Below are 21,309 nucleotides of genomic sequence, written 5' to 3'. Positions count from 1 at the left end.
AATTCTAATTTTTGTCACGTTTTAGACTGATTTTATAGTCGTCAGGTGTGCCTTTCATATTGATATTTACAAACCTGATTCTTTTATCTTCATTTCTAAAGACAATCGCATCTTCTTGGTCTGGATCGACTTCATTTTGATTTTTTCCTCCAAAAAGTGATCTGAACCCTACTTGAGTTACCATAGCAAGGGGAACTCTTATAAAATAGTCCATATTCAAATCTAAGCTTTGAGAGCCTGAAAGCTCTATAAACCCTAAGCTTGAATTGATATTCATCTTTGGAATATTCAGTACTCCACCTTTAAGTTCAAAGGTATTACTCAGCGTATCAAAACGGACATTATTTAAGTTTCGATCAGAAAAATAACTCGAAAGTGCATTCAAAGGCGCAAAATTCACCAAACTCCCTTGATAGACAGTCAAATCCATTTCTGCTTCAGATTTCTCAATAATTGGAGTGAGATCAGGATAAACTAAAAATTTACTTTTAATCATTCCACTGACTTTTCCATGCAAGTTTTCATTGACTAAATAATCTTGCCCAAAGTTTTCAAACTTGATTAATAGCTTATCTAAATCCAATTTATTAGCTGTCATTTCACTGCTGAAATATATTTCTTCAGGATTTGAACCATTAAAATATCCCTCTACCGAAAGCGCACCGTCTGCTATCCCAAACCCAAGCGTATCTACATACAAATAGTGATCTCTGGTAGTTCTTATTTTTGAATTAATATTTTCAAGCCAAACAGTATGATAATTCATTTTCTTAATCTCAGCCGAGAAATCCATTTCTGAAAAGGGTAATTGGAAAATATTAAAGGAATCTTGATGATTAGTTTCCTTCTCAATCCCCTCAAAACCCATCAAAGCATCTAAATCAAGCATATTAGACTGGATTCTTAAATGATTTTTCTTAGGTTTAAATTTTCTAATTGAGTCAGTTTTACCTAAAAAATATCCTAAATCAACATTAAAATCCGAAACACCCATTCTGCCTTTAAAATTTTCCATGGTCAAATAGTCATTTTCATAATGAACCCTTCCTCCAAAATCTTTCAATTTTAGTGGATGAATTTTCATTTTCCCATCTAAATCTTCTAAATAAAAGTCAGCTGACTTGAATTCTCCTTGATAATGTAGATCAACTTTCCCTATTAAGTTAAGATCTGAAAAGACTTCGTTACTGTAATCTTCTGGCAAATAATTCACACCTTTGAAACTCAGCAAATTTTGCAGTTTCAAAGTATTTGACTTGAGATTGAATTCAAATGTGCTATCGCCAACTTTTTTTTCCTGAAACCACTTTTCATAATTGTGGATTTTTCCTGTAAATAAAAAATCGCTTTCATCAAGTTCTCCTTTGAAATCTTTGACTTCTAAAAACTCTTCATGAATAAAAATATCAGCATGAAAATCATGAAAAGTATGTGGGTAATTTTTCAACTTAGCGTAGAAATTTTCAACAAAAAACTCCCCTTTTGGTAAATATTTAAATTCATAAAGCTCTGCTCCAGTTGTCTCAAAGGCTAAGTCTATTTGAAAGTCAGATATCTCCTCTTCAATTTTAGTTTCACTTGAATCAGAGTACAATAACTCTTTTAAATTCAAAAACTTAGACTTTGAATTAATCTTAGCAACAATTGGCAAATCATTTCCATGTAAGAGTACTGGAAAATTGCTCAGCTCTCCCGAAAATGAAAAATCAGACTCCCCTATCATAAAACTCAAGGAATCTAGGATAACTTGACCTTCTTTCATATAAGCATAAGCATTTGCAGAAGTTATAGGGAGATCGTATCCGGGAATTTCTAAGCTTAGATTTTTCAAAAATAACTCAGTCTGAAGACTATTTTCCACACCACTTATAGAAGAAGTAGTCATATCCATATCAATCAATTCATCGAAATCCATATCCAAGACAACTTGTCCCTGAATTCCCTGCAAACCTTCTATTTCAAAAAATTCTCCCAAAAAGCCTAAATCTAAATCAGCATTTAAATTGATTTTGATAAAAGGATCCTCAAAATCTCTAATGGTGAACTGTCCTTGGAATATTCCTTCTTGAGGCTTTGCATGAAACTGTTGTAATTGAATTTCTGAGGTTTTCAAATTCCTATCTGATCCATTGGTATAGAAACCTGAAAATCTTAATTCATCCACTTTTTTTTGAATTCCTGTATTCAAAAAATAAGCATTATCAGCACCAAATTCGACAGCAATTGCGGGACTTTTTCCAGCGCCTGTCTCTCCTCTTACTGAACCTAAAAAATACACCTCACCTTCATTCTTATACCTTTGGAGTACTTCTCCAACCTCCTTGGGCATAAAGGCAGCAAAAATATTAAAATCAGGCTTCTCTCCATTGAATTTAAGATCCAAATCAACCCCCTCTTCTAAATTGACCACTTGTCCAGATAATGCTAAAATAGCCTCTTCCAATTTTACTTTTGAAGGGGAAATTTTCAATAGTTTTTCTTGATCAAAATAGTCCAATTCTAAGTCTAAATAAACTTTTTTATCAGCAAAAAAAGTGTTTTCACCATCTTGATCCAAATCAAAAATCAAGTCTGAAATCACATCTAAAAAAATATGCTTATTACTGAATTTAATCGCAGTGTTCAATTGATCTATATGAAAAACTAAATCTCTTCCACTTGCTAACTCTGAATAGGTTATGTCAAAAGTATTTAATTCCAAATTAGCTAACTCAAATTTAAAATCTGATGTTTCATCCTCTTTGGTCGAGTCTTCACCAAATCCTTTTGCAATTAGCAAATTTATATCACCATTTTCGTATTGAACCAAGTCGAGATGACCATTATTGACCTTTAGCTTTTTGACGTTATAATTCCCATAAAGTATATCCCAAATATTAAATCCTAAATAAAAATCATCTGCTTCATATATCGGCTTAGAATCCATCGATTTGGATTCATAAAATTTGATATCTTTCAAATCAATTGAGATATATGGGAAATTTGCAAAAGGTGAAATGTTTGAATCTTTGATTGTAAGAACACCAATAAACTCTTCGTTTATCTTTGCAATAGCATTTTGAGTAATGGCTTTTTGCTTACTAAAAACCAAGAGCAGAGACACTACAAAAATTAATATTGGTACGAATATTAATAAGGCTAGATATTTTAATCTTTTTTTGGACATAGATAAAATTGATTCCAATTTTTAAAAAACAAAACTAAATAAAATCAGATGAGTTTTCATTAATCACCAAATGACATCCCCATTGCTTTTGCTCCTTTTATTAAAAAGCCTTCAGGATCCACCACATTATAATCACGAACTGCTTCTTCTAAACTCACTGAACAATAATCATTATTTTTGAAAGAAACCATTTGGCCAAATTGAGCATTTTGAACAAGATCAAAGGCTTTTACGCCAAACATGGTTGCCAAAACTCTATCATAACTCACTGGAGTTCCTCCTCTTTGAATATGACCTAAAACTGTTTCACGGATTTCAGGTTTGCAGCCAGCTAGTTTCAATTCTTGAGAAAGCTGAAAAGCTACCCCGCCTAGTCGAAGATGTTCAGAGACATTTTCTCTTTCTGAACCAAATACTTGTCCGCCTTTGGCTTTTGCTCCTTCTGCGATCACAATGTTGACAAATCCTCTCCCTTTTTCATATCTGCTATCTATTTTTTCTTTCACTTTTTGGATATCATAAGGAATCTCAGGAATTAGACAGATTTCTGCTCCACCCGAAATCGCCGTATGTAAAGCAATCCATCCAGCATCACGACCCATCACTTCCATAATCATCACTCGATGATGACTTTCCGCAGTTGTCACTAACTTATCAAAACTATCTGAAGCTATTTGCACGGCTGTTTGAAATCCAAAAGTGGTGTCAGTTGCTGAAAGGTCATTATCAATTGTCTTTGGCACACCAATGATCGGAACCCCTAAATCAAAAAGGGCTTTTGAAATTTTTTGAGATCCATCTCCTCCAATGTTAACTACCGCGTCAAAGCCTAAAGCTTTTATTTTTGCGGCCAATGCATCAGTTCTATCTTCAAATACTATATTTCCATTATCATCTTGAACAGGAAATTGCAGGGGGTTTCCTTTATTTGTAGTCTTCAAAATAGTCCCGCCTTTCACATGAATCCCCCCTACTTTTGACTTCGTTAGCTTGATGATTTGGATAGGATCAGCCATGACACCATTAAAAGCTTCTATGCTACCATAAACCTCCCATTCCTTTGACTTTTTTGCAGTTTTAAAAATCCCTCTAATCACAGCATTCAACCCTGGACAATCTCCACCTCCAGTACAAACAAGTAATTTTTTCATATCCTTTATATTTATTATTTTCCGATCAAACAATTAATTAACTAACCTTAAAGATAGGATAGATATATTTGTTTACTTACGATCCAAACAAAATAATGATGAAGAAAAAATTACTCTTACTCAATTTATTTATCTGTGCAAGCCTCATGCTTGGCCTTCAAGCACAGCAATTAGACGGTTTTCAAAAGTCTTCTCAACCCAGACAAATGGCTATAGAAAAGGATTTTTTGAATGCGGTGGACTTTTCAAGATTTAAAAAACACTTGACTGCAATCACTTCAGAACCACATCCAGCAGGTTCGGAAGCCAATGATAAGGTAAAAGACTACATCGTAAAAACCATGAAAGATGCAGGCTGGGATGTCAAAGTGCATCCTTATGATGTCTATCTCTCCAAAGAACCAGGGGAATCCTTGGTTGAAATAGTCAGACCTTTTAGACAGCCATTGAATCAGCAAGAAAATATTGAAAATGAAGACCCCTATTCTGATCACCCTGATTTATGGAAAGGTTGGAATGCTTTTTCTGGAAGTGGGGATGTGACCGCAGAGGTAGTTTATGCCAATTATGGCACAAAAGCAGATTTTGAAAAATTGAAAGCAATGGGCGTTGATGTCAAAGGAAAAGTTGTTTTAGCAAGATATGGTGGCAACTTCAGAGGATTCAAAGCAAAATTTGCAGAAGAAGCTGGGGCAATCGGTTTGCTAATTTATACTGATCCAGAGGACTCAGGATACAAAAGAGGATTGACATATCCAGAAGGAATCTATTACAGTGAAACATCCATTCAAAGAGGTTCTTTGCTAACAGTAGACTGGACGGGTGATGCACTGACTCCATTTGAACCAGCTTTACCCTTGGATGGAAAAGAAAAAATCAAGCGTCTTGACCCTCAAAGCGTAGGCTTACACAGCATTCCTGTTACACCTATTCCTTATGGTTCTGCCAAAGAAATTATGGTTTTAATGAAAGGGAAACCCGTTCCAAGTGGATGGCAAGGTGGATTGCCTTTTACGTACCGTTTGGAAGGCGGAAATGAGCTTCTCGTCAGAGTAAAAGTAGATCAAAAAAGAGACTATGTTCGAGCTAATAATGTAGTAGGAACACTCATAGGAAGTGAAAATCCAGATGAATGGGTGATTTTAGGGTGTCACTTTGATGCTTGGTCATTTGGCTCCACAGATCCTAATAGTGGTACTTCTATGCTATTAAGCTTAAGTGAAACGTTAGGTCAATTAGCCAAAGAAGGTAAAAGTCCAAAAAGATCCATCCTAATTGCACATTGGGATGCAGAAGAACATGGAGTAATTGGTTCCACCGAATGGGTTGAACATTACCGTGAGGAATTACAAGCAAAAGCCGTGGCCTACATCAATTTGGATGCTGCTGTTTCTGGAAGAAATTTTGGAGCTTCATCCTCTCCTACTTTGAAGAATATCATCATGGAATCAGCCAAAACAGTAAGTTTTCCTGATTCTGCTAAGACAGTTTTTGAAGTTTGGGCTAAAAACCAACCTGAACCAGCAATCGGGAATCTTGGAGGTGGTTCTGACCATATTGCATTCTATATGCATGCCGGAATTCCATCTATGAGTGGCGGAGCTAGCGGTCCAACACTTTACCATACGAATTATGACAATTTACACTTTTATGAAAAATTTGCTGACCCAACTTTCAAAATGGGTGGAGCAGTAGAACAGCTAGTTGGGATTATCAGTTTGCGTCTTGCCAATGCAGAGGTTATTCCTTATCAAACAAGCCGCTATGCAAGAGACCTAGAAGGCCATTTTTCGAATGCAGTAGCTCAAGTGAAAAAATTTAATCCAAGATTTGATGGGTTTTCTAAATCAAACGAAGCAATTGGTCTCTTAAAAATAAGTTCAAATACGCTAGACAAGAGTATGGCAAATAAACTCGAAAATTCAACCATAGATTCTAAGTCTCTGAAAGCAATCAATGAAGATTTGCGAAGTCTTGAAAAATCATTTTTAGACACCAAAGGCATGTATTTTGGCTCTTGGTATAGATCTCTCTATGCCTCCAATGATCCATTTAGCGGTTATGCTTCTTGGATTCTGCCAGGAATCCAATATGAAATTGAATTGAAGTCATCAGAAAGATTACAAGAATGGGACGAGAGATATGCAAATACAATTCTCGATTTGAATAAAAAAATCAAAACTTTATTAGAAAAACTATAGATAAGGCTTGCTAAAAAGTCTCAGGGATGCAAGCCTTTCCTATCGGTATGCAAGTTCAAAGAGGACGAATCAAGATGATGCTTATCCTTTAAATGAGACCAATGCAGAAAAGGATACACCTGAGACTAACCCAAAATTTCGAATATTGAAATTTCCAAGAGCATGGGAAATAGTTTAATTCAACTTGAAAAGCATGCAATTGCTGATAAACCTTACATTCAATAAACAGACAATTTATTCAAAGTAACACAACTAACTTTACAAAGGGCGTTTTTCAGCACGCCTTAAAAAAGTAAAAAAAAACTAATTCAAATTTAGAAAGCCTGCTAGACTTTTCTAGAAAATCAGCAGGCTTTTTTTATTTGGGTATGGTGATGTAAAAGGTACTTCCTACACCAATTTCAGATTCTAACCATATCTCACCACCGAGGCTATTGATTATTTTCTTCACAATAGCAAGACCGATTCCAGTTCCAGAATACTCTTCCTTTGAATGTAACCTTTGAAAAAGAACAAATACCTTTTCGAAATATTCTTTATCTATTCCTATTCCATTATCCTTTATTGAAATTTTCCAAAAATTCGATAAACTTTCGGCCTTAATTTCAATTATAGGATCTAAATCAGCCTTTCTATATTTAATCGCATTTCCTATTATATTTTGAAAAACCTGTTCCATCTCTAAATGATACGAATTGACTTGCGGCAAACTCTTAAAGTAAATCTTTGTATTACTCTCTTCTATTGCTTGCTTTTGCATTTTCATGACATTCTGAACTATTTCATTGAGATCTACAGATTTCTTTGATTCTTTGGTTCTTCCAACTCTTGAAAACTCCAGTAAATCCAAAATAATTTTACGCATTCTCACTGCACCATCCATTGCATAAGAAATGTAAGTTTTACCTTTTTCATCCAGCAGAGGATCATATCTCTTTTCAATTAATGCTAAAAAGCTAGTGACCATTCTCAATGGCTCTTGTAAATCGTGGGAAGCTACGTATGCAAATTGTTCTAACTCTGCATTAGACTTTGCAAGGTCTTGCAAATGTTGTTCGATTTGCCTTTCTGCTAATTTTCTTGCGTGGATATCTTGAAAACTTCCGTAAATTTTTATGCATGCTCCATGAAAAAATTCAGCTTGCCCCATAGCTCTAACCCATTTTTCTTGACCTTGATAAGTGGTAATTGGGAATTCAAAATCAAAGGGGTTCCCCTTTTTAATACAATCATTTACAAGCGATTTTACTTTTTCTCTAAAATCTTCACGATAGAAATTGATTGATTTTTCTAAATCTATTTCTAGATCATCAGGTATTCCATGGATTTGTTTGGTCATTCGAGACCAATACAGTTCCATATTTCTGACATCCAATTCCCATCCTCCAATTTTTGCCATTTGAGAAGCTGACTCAAGCAATTTTCTCAACTCTCTTGTCTCTGTAATATCTCTGATTACACCGATTAATTTTTTAGGAAGATTTTCCTTATCTCTTATCAAAAACCCAATGACTTCGGCAAAAATCACTGTTCCATCCTTCTTAATAAGCCTATGCTCTTCAGCAATTTTAAACTTCTCTGCATCTATAAAAAATTCTTCGAGCTTTCTTGTAGAGTCTTCAACATCTTCAGGATGCATCATCTTCCTCCAATCTTCAGCAGTAAAATCCCCTTGATGAACATAGCCAAAAAACCGCTCAAAACTCTCCCCCCAATAAACCTTATCATTGACCATATCCCATTCATAAATAGCTTCATTTGTAGCTTTATTTATGAAAGTATTAAGTTCATTCGCATGTTTAATTTGTTCCAAATCTGAAAAATGTTCCAAAATAATAGAAGCTAACCTACTTGCCCTTTCAATTGCGACTTTCTCAATAGGTCTGGGTGTTCTAGATTCTGAAAAATAATTTGCAAAAGTCGCAACAACCTCCCCTTTTTTATTAAAAACTGGCCTAGACCAACAAGATTGAAATCCGAATTTTGCTGCAATTCCTCTATATTTTAACCACCTTTTGTCGGTTGGAATATCAGACACAATTACTTCTTTTTTTGTAAAGGCAGCTGTTCCACAAGACCCAGCATCTTCTCCGATTGGTTCTCCTTCTATAGCTTCAATAAACGCGGTGGGTAAAGAAGGTGATACAAGATTAAAAACCCTACCTTGATCCACTCTCAACATCGAAGATTTCAAGTCTGGAAAGACATCCTCAAGTTTGAACATCAAAAGACCTAATACTTCTTTGAGCGTCACTTCCCCTTCCATACTTTTCTCCATGACCTCTCTTTCCAAATGCTCAATCTTTTGTTGGAAATATTTATCATTGATATCAACTAAAACCCCCTTTAATCTATCCGGTTTACCAAGCTTTGTTTGTACTGACACCCTATCCTGAAGAAGAATATACTCCCCTGACTTTTTCTTAAATCGATATTCAAAAATATGATTCTGACCTAGATCAACCATTTTTTTACAGTAGGTATAAGCTTGGCTTCTGTCGTCTGGATGAATATGATTGATCCAAAATTGATCTTCAGAAAGCCATTCTTGTGCACTATAGCCCAACATTTGCTCAACCTGAGGACTTACAAAATTAAATTCAAAAGTCTTGGCATCTGCTTCCCACATGATGCCATCCACATTTTCGACGAGTGCTTGGAAATTATTCAAAGTATCCTGCACTTTTTTCTCGGCCTCAATTTGATCCGAAATATCTTGAAAAACACCTATTAATTTGACTGGCTTACCATCGATATCCTTTATCAAGGTTCCTCTTGACAAAATTTGTTTTACCGTACCATCATCTAATAAAAATCGTTTTTGAATTTTATATTCTTTTCCTGTAGTCAAAGTTTGCTGCATCGCTTCGATAGCTGCTGGTTGATCTTCTGGATGAATGACACCAAGACCTTTTTCGAATGTTACTTCAAAAGAGTTGGGTACATATCCACAAATCAGGTAAACACCTTCACTCCAGGTAATTTTATTTGTGCTCACATCTAACTCCCAAGTTCCGAATCCAGAAATCTGTTCTGCCTGATTCATCAAAATCTTTTGAGCCTTAAGTTGGTCTTGAAGTAATTTCAACTCTGTATTATCTTTTACGAAGTGCATGAAATACCTAGCACCATCATCAGATTTGATTGGAGTGTTACTAATCTCCAAGTTCACAATTGGATTTTGATTTAAAAGTGACTCGAGTGCAACATCTTCTAATTTAAGCGATAACTCTTTTTGACTTTTGAGTGATTGTAAGAAAAATTTTTGAAGTTCATCAATTTTTTGATGGTGCTGTGCATGAATAACTTTTTGATAGATAGAGAGAATATTCTCTCCCTCAATCTCCCGCTCATGAAGAAAATCTTTGAGGGATTGATTAGAGGAAATTACTATCAATTGATCTCCTTCTGCTTTAATTATAGCAGCAGGACTCGTTGTCGCATTGACAAAATCTAAAAATATTTTAAGATCTCCCATTGCGTTTTAGGCTATGCTTTGAAATTGGGTGAATAAAGCTTGATCTAAATAAACCTTATTAACAGAAAGGTAGTGTTTTTAACCAATACAAACAATTAGATAAGTCATTGTAACAAAAAAGTTTATCTAAATACGTAAAAATTTACAGCTAATCTTTAAGACTAGATTTATCATCATTATTTAGATGGAAACTCTACTTCAAAAACAGCTCCTTTATCTTCTCCAGGGCTGTAAGCAGAAAGCTTTGCTCCATAGCGTTCAGCTATCTTTCTGCTAATGTATAATCCTAATCCTGTGGATTTTTCTCCATTAGTCCCTTCTTTTTGATAGGAAGAAAATTTTTGAAAAAACCGACTCGTCAATCTTGGATCAAACCCAATACCTTCATCTTTTACTTGAAATAAAAATGAATTGATTTTTCCATTACCTTCTAACTTTATAGAACCTCCATCCTTGCTAAATTTAATAGCGTTTGACAATAAATTTAAAATCAATTGTCTCACCAAAACTTTTTCAGCCAGAATTTGTGAATTTCCATTTATTGAAACCTCAACTTTCAAATTTTTCTCCTCTATTTGATTTTGACTACTTTTTAATACCTCATCTAAAACAGCTTGAAAATCCTCCATATCAATTCTTGGAATCTCACGACTATTGTGTTCATCCTGTAATAATCTAAGTAAACTCTCAATCAAATCTAGCTGAGCATTCATCTCAGTAGCCAATTGGTTAGAAATATCTTCTACAAATTCTCTATCAGTTTCTGTCTTCAATAATTCAAAAACACCTCTAGCTTTTACTATAGGTGCTCTTAAATCATGTGATAACAAATAAATCAAATCATTTTTTTGATCTATCAATTCTTCAGTTCGCAAAATTGTCTTTTCCATACTTTGAAGCAATCTGACCAACTCGTCTTCTCCTTCTATACTCAATTTAGGGATTTTACGGTCAGAAATATATTGCAACAAAGCCTGATCAGCCTTTTGAATTGGTTTGATTAGATAATTCAAAATATATAAAGTCAAAGCAGTTCCTAACAAGGTAAAACCCAATACAATCCAAAATATGGTTAAAGATTCAATTTCATTCGGGAGGACTAATAAGAAAATAGACAAACCAATCAATGGAATATGAATTCCGAGAAAAGTGATTACAAAAAACTTTAACGCATAACTGCGCTTCAGACCAGGCAGTGAATAGAAACTTTTAAGAATATTATTCATGTAAATAAAATTTATAAAATTCAATCCGATTATTGAGTTCCAATATATCAGGAAATATTGATATTCTGTGATAGAATAGTTTATAAACTACAAAGAACTTGATATTTATAATTTCACTATTCATTAATTTTTTTGTAACTTTTGTCACATACATGATTTTTGTCATAAACGAATGGCAAATGTGATATTAACTTTAAACCATCAACTCAACCCGCACTATGTCGAAATTTCAAAGTTTCAAAAAATTTCTTTTTAGATATAGTCTTGTCCCTCCAAGAAAATGGAGACCTTATGCTACCGTATTGGTTGCTATAATTTTTGGACTTGGCATCTATGTCTTAAGAATCAGTAATGCAGTATCTTATCTATCGGATGATCCTCAGGCATGTGTCAATTGCCACATCATGACTCCACAGTATATCACTTGGACGAATAGTTCTCATAGAGAAGTTGCCCATTGCAATGATTGCCATGTACCCCATAATAATGTCTTCAATAAGTATTTTTTCAAAGCCAAAGATGGACTCTATCATGCCTCCATATTTACCATACGCGCTGAACCTGAAGTAATCAAAGCACTAGAACCTTCTATTGCAGTGATCCAAAGTAATTGTATCAGATGTCACGAGCCACAAGTCACAGATGCGAAAATGGCTTCTTTTGTGGATGATCATCACGCTAAAAGAACTGATAGAATCTGTTGGGAATGTCACAGAGAAGTTCCGCATGGAAGAACAAAGAGTCTCTCTGCTGTTGGTCATCAGATAGAACCCATAAAAGCACATGCACCTGCAGATATCAGTGTGATTCCCAAATGGCTCAAAGAGTCAATGGATAAAAAAGAAAATCAAGCCTCAATCAAATAACCACAACTATGAAAAATTGGATTCTTTTCGGCCTTACAGCTTTATCAGTCTTTTTACTCGCCATGCTCGCCTATACGATCATGGATAGAAAAACTGAGGCAAGATTTGCCTATCAGGCAAAAGTCAGCATAGATGGGATAGAACCTCGAGATTCTATCTGGGGACTCAACTACCCAAGACAATATCAATCTTACATGAAAACCCAAGACACCACATTCAGCAGTATGTACAATACATCTGGATTCCTTGATGTATTAGACGAGCAGCCGGAATTGGTTATTCTTTGGGCAGGATATGCTTTCAGTAAAGATTACAATCAACCTCGTGGACACGCGTATGCTGTCACTGATGTTCAAAACTCTCTCCGAATTGGCTCTCCCATGGAAGCTGGAGATGGTGTCATGCCAAGTACATGCTGGACCTGTAAAAGTCCCGATGTTCCTAGGTTAATGAGTGAATTGGGGGTAACCGAATATTACAGTCAAAAACTCTCTGATTTCGGAAAAGAAGTGATCAATCCTATTGGTTGTGCTGATTGCCACAATCCAGAAACTATGAATCTAACCATCACCCGTCCCGCTTTGATAGAAGCCTATGAGGCAATGGGAAAAGATATCAATCAAGCATCACATCAAGAAATGCGCTCTTTAGTCTGTGCGCAATGCCATGTGGAATATTACTTTGACAAAACTAAACCTGGAAAAGAAAATGCTCAATACCTTACATTTCCTTGGAAAGATGGAATGGATGTAGAATCTGTAGAAGCTTATTTTGATAATATAGATTTTGCAGATTGGGTTCACCCTCTATCTAAGGCTAGAATGCTAAAAGCACAGCATCCAGACTACGAACTTTTCACGCTAGGTGTGCATGCTAAAAGGGGCGTTTCTTGTGCAGACTGTCACATGCCGTACAAAACTGAAGGTGGTCAAAAATTCACAGATCACCACATTGGTTCTCCTTTGAGTAATGTCGAAAACTCTTGTTTCGTATGTCACAGGGAGAAAGAAAGTGATCTTATGACAGATGTCTATGATAGACAAAGAAAAATCAAAGAAGGAACCTCCAAACTACAAAAGCTTTTGGCAATGGCACATGTAGAAGCTGCAAAAGCTTGGGAATTAGGAGCCACAGAATCTCAAATGAAAGATATTCTTCTAGGAATTCGTCATTCTCAATGGAGATGGGATTATGCAGTAGCATCTCACGGAGCAGCTTTTCACGCTCCTTTGGAAACCAGTAGAATAGTCACCTCTGCTACAGGCATAGCCCAAGAAACCAGAATAAAACTTGCAAGACTTCTTGCTGATCTTGGTCACAACAAACCTGTTGACATGCCCACCTTTGATAAAAAAATACTTCAAGCCTACATAGGGCTAGATATACCAGCAGAAAAAGCGGCGAAAGAAACCTTCTTAGAACAAGTAGTCCCTCAGTGGATCAAAGATGGCAAAGCTAGAGAAGCGAAAAAAGAAGTAAAAGTCATCAGTAGTAAATAACCTATCAGACTCAGCACAATGAGAAAGTTAATGCTTTTAGGAGGGGCCATTTTCATGGCCCTTTCTTTTAATCCTACATTTGCCCAATTTAATTTAGATGGGCAATTTATTCAAAGAGGTGAATTCCGAAACGGATTCAATAGACCTATTTTGGAAAATGAAGTTCCTGCAAAATTCATCGCCCACAGAGCAAGACTACAGGCTAGCTACAAGATGGAAAACATCAACTTTTATATGTCGATTCAAGACATTCGGACTTGGGGAAATACACCACAAGTGAAAGCAACTGATAATTTCCTTTCTGTCCATGAAGCTTGGCTGGAAACCAATATTGGAGAAAATTGGAAAATCAAACTCGGCCGCCAAGAATTGAACTATGATAATTTCAGATTTCTAGGAAACCTAGATTGGGAATTGCAAGCGAGGGCGCACGATTTTGCTTTGGTCAAATATGAAAAAGAAGACATGAAACTGCATTTTGGAGGTGGCTATAACCAAAGTGAACAACGACTCGCAGGTGTCTTCTATGACATGAACAATAATTACAAAGCAGCGCAAATGATTCGCTATGAAAATAAATTTGGAGCGCTTAACTTCTCTCTCCTCTTTTGGAATGATGGGAGGCAGTTTGCTGTCAGGAATCAAGCTGGAACAATCACCGATGAAGGAATCAATTACAGACAGACCGTTGGTATTCCAACCTTGAAATACCAAAAGGGCAATACCTCCTTAAGTGGCTTTTACTATTACCAACTTGGTGTAGATAATTTTGGGAGAAATGTGAATGCCTTCGATCTTTCGGCACAAGTCACTCAGCAGTTTGATATAGATTCCGAAACAGGCAAAAAATTTAGATTCGTCGCTGGATTAGAAGTTTTAAGCGGTACATCCAATACTGGAACTCTGGAAAACAACTCCTTCTCTCCTCTTTACGGGACTAATCATCTTTTTAATGGCTATATGGATCTTTTCTATGTTGGTGGTGCGCATGAAAACAATGTTGGCTTACAAGATTATTACATCAAAGGAAGGTATGACTTCAACCCTAAATTCTTTCTCCAAGGTGACATTCATCGCTTTTTAACACATAAAAATGTGATTCAAGGAATTTCGCAACTGGACAAGAATCTGGGAACTGAATTGGATCTTTCTTTTGGATACATTTTCAATTCGGCTATTTCGCTCCAAGGGGGCTATAGTCATTTCCTCTACTCAGATACTTTCCAAAGTTTGCAAAACAGAGGCACTTTAAAAAACACCCAAAATTGGTCCTACTTGATGTTAATCTTTAGGCCTACAATGAAAAATCGATTTATAGGGATTTTACTCTAAGTATATGAAATTTTTGAAAATTCTATTTTCAACCAAAGTTAGTTTAGTCTTATTAATTGCCTTTGCTGTCTCTATGGCTGTGGCCACATTTATCGAAAATGATCATGGCACAGCCGTCGCTTGGAAGCTAGTGTATGATGCTTGGTGGTTTGAGATCATTATGTTATGGCTAGCATTTAATTTTCTAGCACATATCAGTCAATACAAATTACTTCATGCCAACCGCTGGCCTGTGGGTCTTTTCCATCTCGCATTTGTGGTTATTCTTTTGGGAGCAGGCGTGACGCGCTATCTGAGTGTTGATGGGGTAATGCACATTAGAGAAGGAGGATCCGAAAACTCATTTCACACCTCAACAGACTACCTTCAAGTAAAATTGTCACAAGACAGTAAAGGTTTGAAATTTGAAAAACCAATCAATATCGTTCCTCATCAGTTTAGCCCTGAAGTTCATCAGGTAGAGTTCAATGACAATAAACTTCAAGTCAGGATAAAAGAATACATCAAAGCTGGTGTAGAGACATATATCGACGGTGATGAAACCTACATCGATCTCGCTGTTGCTATAGGAACTGGAAGGGAAGATTATATCCTAACCGAAGGTAATGATTTGGCTTTGGGAAATATTTCTTTGGGAACTGTACAAACCTCCACAAGCCCAATCAAGATATTCAAAGAACTTGACAAGTGGATGATAGAAACTAATACGCATCTACAAATCATGGAAATGAGCACACAGCAGATGGGAGTCATGCATGAAGGAGAAACAAGTCAGCTGCAATTGCGCTCACTATATCAATGGAATGGCGGTGCTTTTATGATAAAATCAATTGTAGAAGATGCAGCTATCGTCTACCAAGCTGAAACTGACGAAATGCTCGCCAAAAATATGCCCGATGTCGTTCATCTTGAAATTTTGGACACAGATGGCGAATTGATTAGCAACACCTATATCCGCAAGGTAAGCTTCAACCCGAGTTGGCATCCTTTCACCCATGAAGGATCCAATTATAGTCTCACTTTCGGTCCAAAAAACATCAAACTCCCGTTTGAACTTTACCTCAATGATTTTGATCTAGAACGCTATCCTGGGAGTCAAAGCCCAGCTTCCTATGCTTCAGAAGTAATGGTAAGGTCAAATGGAGAAGAATTTCCCTACAGAATTTATATGAATAATGTGCTCGATCACCGAGGATATCGCTTCTATCAGTCTTCTTATGACAATGATGAAAAAGGGACTATCCTTTCCGTCAATCAAGATCGTCCAGGTACCTATTTGACTTATTTAGGTTACACACTTTTGACTTTAGGAATGATTCTAACACTTTTTGCGAAAGGTAGTAGGTTTCAATTACTCAATAAAAAACTTGGGATGCTCCGTAAAAAAGCCGCTGCATCTGTCATACTGGTACTGCTTTCTATCTCAACTCTATTTGCACAGGAAGTACCCATGCAGGACCCTAGATTATCCTTGACACCTAAGGAACAAGCTGAGGCGTATGGAAAATTGATCGTGCAAGATCTTGATGGAAGAATGAAGCCCTTGAATACATTGGCCAACGAGATTATAAGAAAGCTCAGTGGAAAGACCAAAATCGACGTACCAACGGAAAGTGGGCTGATGACATTTAGTTCTGAGCAGTTTTTGCTCGCTGTACAATTAGATCCGGTTACCTATAGTCATCTTCCTTTGATCAAAATCGATCAAAAAAAATCTTATTATGTATTTCAAACGCTCGGAGTAGAACCAACTGAGAGGCTAAGTTTTCGGGATTTCTTAGATGAAGATGGCAATTATCTTTTGCAGGAAATGGTCGAAGCTAGTAATAAGCTCAAACCGTCCGAGCGAAATGAATCAGATAAAGAAATTCTCAAAATAGATGAACGTTTCAATATTTTCTACGCCTTGTTGACTGGTGATTTCTTACGACTTTTTCCAAACAAGTTAGACAGAAATAATACTTGGTTTACAAGTCAGCAATTCATGCAAGGATTTGATGAAGACGACGCCGTATTTGTCAAAAACATTACCTCACTGTATCTCGCAGCTGTTGACAAAGGAATCAAAACTGATGATTGGGCAGAAGCAGAAGAGACACTTTCTTATATCGAACTCTATCAACAAAAAGCCGGAAGTGAAGTCTATCCAAATGAAACCGAAATCAAAGCCGAACTTCTTTACACGAAATTGAACCTAGGAACACGGTTGTTTGGTCCATTTTGGCTTCTTGGAATCGTTATGCTTGCTTTAGGAATTCTATCGCTTTTCAAACAAACCAAAATGATAGGCCTTTCATGGAAAGTTGGAGTGATTTTGACATGGATAGGATTCATCTTGTTCACGTTCCATCTTGCGTTGAGATGGTATATTGCTAAGCATCCACCCTGGTCTGATGGCTTTGAGATGATGGTATTTGTAGCTTGGGGAGTTTTACTATTTGGGATGATCTTTTCCAACAAATCACAGTTCACTATCCCATTATCATTGCTGTTTTCAGGGACTTTGCTGTTTGTTGGTTTTTTGGATTGGCTCAATCCAGAGATTACAAACCTCATGCCTGTGCTCCACTCCTATTGGCTCAAAATACACGTGGCAATCATTGTGAGTGGGTATGTACCTTTGGCACTTTCTGCTATTATTGCCCTACTGAGTCTAATTTTGATGATCTTCAAACCTTCACTGCCAAAAGCTAAATGGTGGCTCAGCTTGCAAGAGCTGAATATCGTGAATGAAATGTCAATTACAATCGGTTTATTCCTACTCACTGTAGGAACGTTTTTAGGTGGCGTTTGGGCAAATGAAAGTTGGGGAAGATACTGGGCTTGGGATCCAAAAGAAACGTGGGCATTGATCTCTGTGATCGTTTATGCGATTGTTCTTCACCTAAGGCTAATCCCATCACTCAAAAAAAGTCTGATTTTTAATTTGGCAAGCCTTTGGGCTTTTAGCTCCATTATCATGACATCCTTTGGAGTGAATTATTACCTTTCTGGATTACATTCCTACGCAGCCGGAGACCCTGTCCCTATTCCTATTTGGGTATATTGGATAGTAGCATTATTGCTGATTATTTCTCTTCTAGCCATTTGGAAGTACAATAAAATTGAAAAAGATCAGCTAAAGAAGTTGATGGTATAAATAATAAGACCTGTCAGATTTGAAAATCTGACAGGTCTTATTTTAACCTTTTGAACTATTTCTTAAAATTCTGTAAGACTTCAACGAGTGGCCGGATATCTACTTTTATTCATTCCTACTCTCAGTACTAACCACTGATCAACTGCTAACCAATAACTTTTAGACTAATCAACTAAGCTTGGAACAGCAATTTCTTCAATCTCAGCTAGTGTTGCTTGGAATTGATTTTTCATCCTACTAATCATCTCTTCTGTATCTACAGGAATTTCTTCAATTAACCTTTGATAATAAGCAACTCCTTGTTTGAGGTTAGCTTTAAATTTATCGACGTAAGCTTCAAATTTTGCAGGTTGGTCAAGTAGATAATTATCAATCTCTTCCTTAAGATAAGAGATGTAAAGTTGAAGTTCTTTTACAAACATATGTGGACGATCTGAATCACGGAGGATCGAAATTTTCCCATAAATATGACCAACCATTTCTTTCAAGCTAAATACACCTGAAAAGTAAGCCAAATTTGGTCCAGGACAAATAGTCACAGCAGTAAGATTCCTCGCAGGAATTTCTCCATTTGTCAATAGCGCTGGAGCTCCAAGACCTTCACAGAGACAGTCTTTTGCCAAAAACCTTTCTGTTCGCTTTTCAAAATCAATCACATTTGAAAATTTGCTTTTCATTTCCTTCATTTTCAAATTCAGGTATTGTCTGGAGGCTGTACATATTGGCTTTTCCGTAAACTCAGTATTGAAAGAAAGAAACTTCTTATAACATGGACTGCCAGCGCGGTCTTTATTTATTCTTTTTTTCCTTTGATCTTCTGAGCTGCTTGTCCTGAGATTATTAAATCTGACACCCAAAGGCGATGCATGACTGAGATAATAATCAGATTTCTTAGCATGAACCAATTTTTGTAAAGTATCATCGTCAACATTGGTAGCTTCAGGAACCATCAAAAATGGGCTTCCCCATCCTGTGCCATCTAGACGGTAATAATCCAACAAAAATTCATTTTCAAGAGCTGTTCCAATCCCCCCTTGAACTGTGATTTTCAATTTTTCATCTGATAGCAAAAGTGGTTTCCCTTGAGCTAATAAAGCCTGATTACAAGCTTCCAAAAGCACATTATTGAGATTTTCTCTATTTTCTTTAAATTCTTCAAAGATTGGTCCAAGTAAAATCCCATCCGTAGCAAAGGCATGTCCACCACAATTTAGACCTGATTCTATTCTAAATTCAGATACCCAAAGTCCTTTTTTAGCCAAAAATCTTCCTTGAATCATCGCTGATCTGTAATCACTCACTTTCAAAATTATCCGCTTACGAATATCGCCTTTGTGATCCGGAAAAAATGCATCGAACTGCTCAGCATAGCTATAAAGCGCTGGATTCATACCCGCAGAAAACACCACTGATGCATTCAATTTGCTATTTGCAAAACCACGCAAAGCGGATAAGGCATCAGAAAACTCTCTAGGCAATTCCTCTCCCTTTTCATCAAAATTCAACTTATCAACTTTAGTCATGATGTTCACATCAATCTTACCTCCTTGAATATAAGCCTTCAGTTGATTTTCTGCCTGAACTCTATCTTCGCCATTGAGAAATGGTAAATTTTCAAAAAGTTTTTTGGCAGGATGTTTATCAGATAGTAATTCAAAATAAGTGTCTAAATCATTTCCTTCACCAAAAAATTGTGATTTTAAAAGGTTAATTTGATTTTCTATTTGCTCGTGCAAAAAATTTAAATAAGCTGTAATCCGCAAAGCACGGCTATCTTTTACACTTGTATTTATTGGAAAATAAGGAACTCCTAAATTTCTGCTTTTCACTCTTCGCATGTCTTCCAAAAGTGAATCATCCATGATGGAGACTACAGAAGAGATTCCGAATTTAGCAACTTTGAGTGGAGTTTCTAAGGTATATCCTAATCCCATTACCGGGATGTGAAAACTATGAGGCTTTGAATCTTGCATTGTATTAGCGGTTGGTTATAAATAAAGAACCAAAAATACAGTGCTCTCAACCGCTAATAAGCAACATTGCTCATGATGATTCCTGATATAAATCAGAGAAAATATTAAGCATCTTTCTTGCCTTTATACAATTCATATTTCAAAAGCCTACAATCAATAGTTCCATTATAAAATTCCATTTTTCGAGATGGTCGCAATCCTACTCTTTTGGCTAAATCCAAGTTGCCCGTAAATACAAACCCAGTGTATCCGGCACACCTTTGCTTCATAAAGTCTCCTAAGCGTTTGTAGGTGGCTTCTAATTCAGCTTCTTCGCCTAATCGCTCACCATATTCTGGATTTACCATCATGATTCCAGTTTCTGAATCAGGAATGGTAGTTTCTTCAAAATCACAAACTTCATAAGAAATTAGGTCCTCCACTCCTGCGGTAGCAGCATTTTCTTTTGTAAAAAGAACAGCTTGTTCCACAATATCACTTGCAATGATTTCTATGCCATCAATCGGTGTGATCTTTTCCTCCAACTCTGCCTTCATTTTAAGGTATGCAGACTCTTCATATCCAATAATATGCATAAATGAATAATGGTCGCGGTACAATCCAGGAAATCTATTAGTAGCAATTAAAGCCGCTTCAATCGCCAAAGTTCCTGATCCACACATCGGATTCACAAAAGGACTCTTTCTATCCCAACCTGTAGCATAAATTGTTGCAGCAGCAAGTGCTTCCAGCATCGGTGCTTTTCCAGGGATTTTTCTATACCCATGCTTGGCAATAGTTTCTCCTGAAGTATTGATATACAAAGTTGCCTGAGTTTCTTTCCAAAATAACTGAAAAACAGCACCATCATACGCCGAACCTGTATCGGGTCTTACTCCTGTATTTTCTCTAAACCTATCGACTATGGCATCTTTCACTCGGACATTGACAAAAAGTGGATTGTCAACACTGTCATTTTCCACATGTGAATTCACTGAAAAATAGGTGTCTTTTGTGATGTATTCCTCCCAAGGAAGAGTTTTTACTCTTCTATAAATATCATCTGCATGATGCAAATAGAAGGATTTGATTTCGAAAAGCACATGACTAGCTACTCTCAAATGCATGTTAAGATACATGCATTCGTTCAAAGATGCGTACAATTCAATGTATGTTCTAAATACATTTTTTGGCTTGAATCCGAGGTCTTTTAATTCCTTTTCAACAAATGGAGAAAATCTATCTTTAAAAGTAATGACTACCTTTCCTTTTTGAGCAAAATCTAACATCCTGCAAAAG

At 36.3% G+C, this 21,309-nt stretch carries 11 protein-coding genes; 5 read left to right on the top strand and 6 right to left on the bottom strand.

Annotated elements, in window-relative coordinates; genetic code table 11:
* Positions 1 to 4: 4 nt before the first annotated feature.
* Complete coding sequence (locus tag BELBA_RS12815; protein ID WP_014773115.1) at positions 5 to 3,166, bottom strand: AsmA-like C-terminal region-containing protein; 3,162 nt, start codon at positions 3,164 to 3,166, stop codon at positions 5 to 7.
* A gap of 59 nt (positions 3,167 to 3,225) precedes the next feature.
* A complete protein-coding gene (locus BELBA_RS12810) occupies positions 3,226 to 4,317 on the bottom strand; it encodes a 6-phosphofructokinase (RefSeq protein WP_014773114.1) in 1,092 nt (363 codons plus the stop codon).
* Between the two features lie 98 nt (positions 4,318 to 4,415).
* On the opposite strand from BELBA_RS12810, the gene BELBA_RS12805 reads away from it, so the two are divergent.
* Entirely contained in the window at positions 4,416 to 6,518 is a 2,103-nt protein-coding gene (locus BELBA_RS12805; protein WP_014773113.1) for a M28 family peptidase, read from the top strand.
* Positions 6,519 to 6,876: 358 nt separating this feature from the next.
* On the opposite strand, the gene BELBA_RS19105 is transcribed toward BELBA_RS12805, so the two are convergent.
* Positions 6,877 to 9,996, bottom strand: coding sequence for a PAS domain-containing protein (locus BELBA_RS19105; protein ID WP_014773112.1), 3,120 nt, complete (start codon positions 9,994 to 9,996; stop codon positions 6,877 to 6,879).
* 176 nt (positions 9,997 to 10,172) lie between these two features.
* Positions 10,173 to 11,222, bottom strand: coding sequence for a sensor histidine kinase (locus BELBA_RS12795; protein ID WP_014773111.1), 1,050 nt, complete (start codon positions 11,220 to 11,222; stop codon positions 10,173 to 10,175).
* 218 nt (positions 11,223 to 11,440) lie between these two features.
* On the opposite strand from BELBA_RS12795, the gene nrfH reads away from it, so the two are divergent.
* The 4 genes from nrfH to BELBA_RS12775 are packed head-to-tail and all read left to right on the top strand — an operon-like array spanning position 11,441 to position 18,058.
* Positions 11,441 to 12,088, top strand: coding sequence for a cytochrome c nitrite reductase small subunit (gene nrfH / locus BELBA_RS12790; protein WP_014773109.1), 648 nt, complete (start codon positions 11,441 to 11,443; stop codon positions 12,086 to 12,088).
* A gap of 8 nt (positions 12,089 to 12,096) precedes the next feature.
* On the top strand, positions 12,097 to 13,587 hold the full coding sequence (gene nrfA / locus BELBA_RS12785; protein ID WP_014773108.1) for an ammonia-forming cytochrome c nitrite reductase: 1,491 nt from the start codon (positions 12,097 to 12,099) through the stop codon (positions 13,585 to 13,587).
* 18 nt (positions 13,588 to 13,605) lie between these two features.
* Positions 13,606 to 14,919 carry an alginate export family protein gene (locus tag BELBA_RS12780; protein WP_041779363.1) on the top strand — a complete coding sequence of 438 codons (1,314 nt, stop codon included), beginning with the start codon at positions 13,606 to 13,608 and terminating at the stop codon, positions 14,917 to 14,919.
* A 4-nt stretch (positions 14,920 to 14,923) separates the two neighbouring features.
* Positions 14,924 to 18,058 (top strand): cytochrome c biogenesis protein CcsA, encoded by a 3,135-nt coding sequence (locus BELBA_RS12775; protein ID WP_014773106.1) that lies wholly within the window; start codon positions 14,924 to 14,926, stop codon positions 18,056 to 18,058.
* Between the two features lie 164 nt (positions 18,059 to 18,222).
* On the opposite strand, the gene BELBA_RS12770 is transcribed toward BELBA_RS12775, so the two are convergent.
* The gene (locus BELBA_RS12770; protein WP_014773105.1) at positions 18,223 to 20,031 is read right to left on the bottom strand and encodes a hypothetical protein; all 1,809 of its coding nucleotides are present in this window, start codon (positions 20,029 to 20,031) and stop codon (positions 18,223 to 18,225) included.
* A 104-nt stretch (positions 20,032 to 20,135) separates the two neighbouring features.
* Entirely contained in the window at positions 20,136 to 21,299 is a 1,164-nt protein-coding gene (locus BELBA_RS12765) for a THUMP domain-containing class I SAM-dependent RNA methyltransferase (RefSeq protein WP_014773104.1), read from the bottom strand.
* Positions 21,300 to 21,309: the final 10 nt, after the last annotated feature.

It is taken from the genome of Belliella baltica DSM 15883 (genome assembly GCF_000265405.1).
In the GTDB taxonomy this organism is placed as follows: Bacteria; Bacteroidota; Bacteroidia; order Cytophagales; family Cyclobacteriaceae; genus Belliella; species Belliella baltica.
This window is presented reverse-complemented; position numbering and strand designations above follow the sequence as displayed.

Coding starts and splice junctions, on each gene's coding strand:
- BELBA_RS12815 (WP_014773115.1), bottom strand. CDS start 3,166: ATGTCCAAAAAAAGATTAAAATATCTAGCCTTATTAATATTCGTACCA.
- BELBA_RS12810 (WP_014773114.1), bottom strand. CDS start 4,317: ATGAAAAAATTACTTGTTTGTACTGGAGGTGGAGATTGTCCAGGGTTG.
- BELBA_RS12805 (WP_014773113.1), top strand. CDS start 4,416: ATGAAGAAAAAATTACTCTTACTCAATTTATTTATCTGTGCAAGCCTC.
- BELBA_RS19105 (WP_014773112.1), bottom strand. CDS start 9,996: ATGGGAGATCTTAAAATATTTTTAGATTTTGTCAATGCGACAACGAGT.
- BELBA_RS12795 (WP_014773111.1), bottom strand. CDS start 11,222: ATGAATAATATTCTTAAAAGTTTCTATTCACTGCCTGGTCTGAAGCGC.
- nrfH (WP_014773109.1), top strand. CDS start 11,441: ATGTCGAAATTTCAAAGTTTCAAAAAATTTCTTTTTAGATATAGTCTT.
- nrfA (WP_014773108.1), top strand. CDS start 12,097: ATGAAAAATTGGATTCTTTTCGGCCTTACAGCTTTATCAGTCTTTTTA.
- BELBA_RS12780 (WP_041779363.1), top strand. CDS start 13,606: ATGAGAAAGTTAATGCTTTTAGGAGGGGCCATTTTCATGGCCCTTTCT.
- BELBA_RS12775 (WP_014773106.1), top strand. CDS start 14,924: ATGAAATTTTTGAAAATTCTATTTTCAACCAAAGTTAGTTTAGTCTTA.
- BELBA_RS12770 (WP_014773105.1), bottom strand. CDS start 20,031: ATGCAAGATTCAAAGCCTCATAGTTTTCACATCCCGGTAATGGGATTA.
- BELBA_RS12765 (WP_014773104.1), bottom strand. CDS start 21,299: ATGTTAGATTTTGCTCAAAAAGGAAAGGTAGTCATTACTTTTAAAGAT.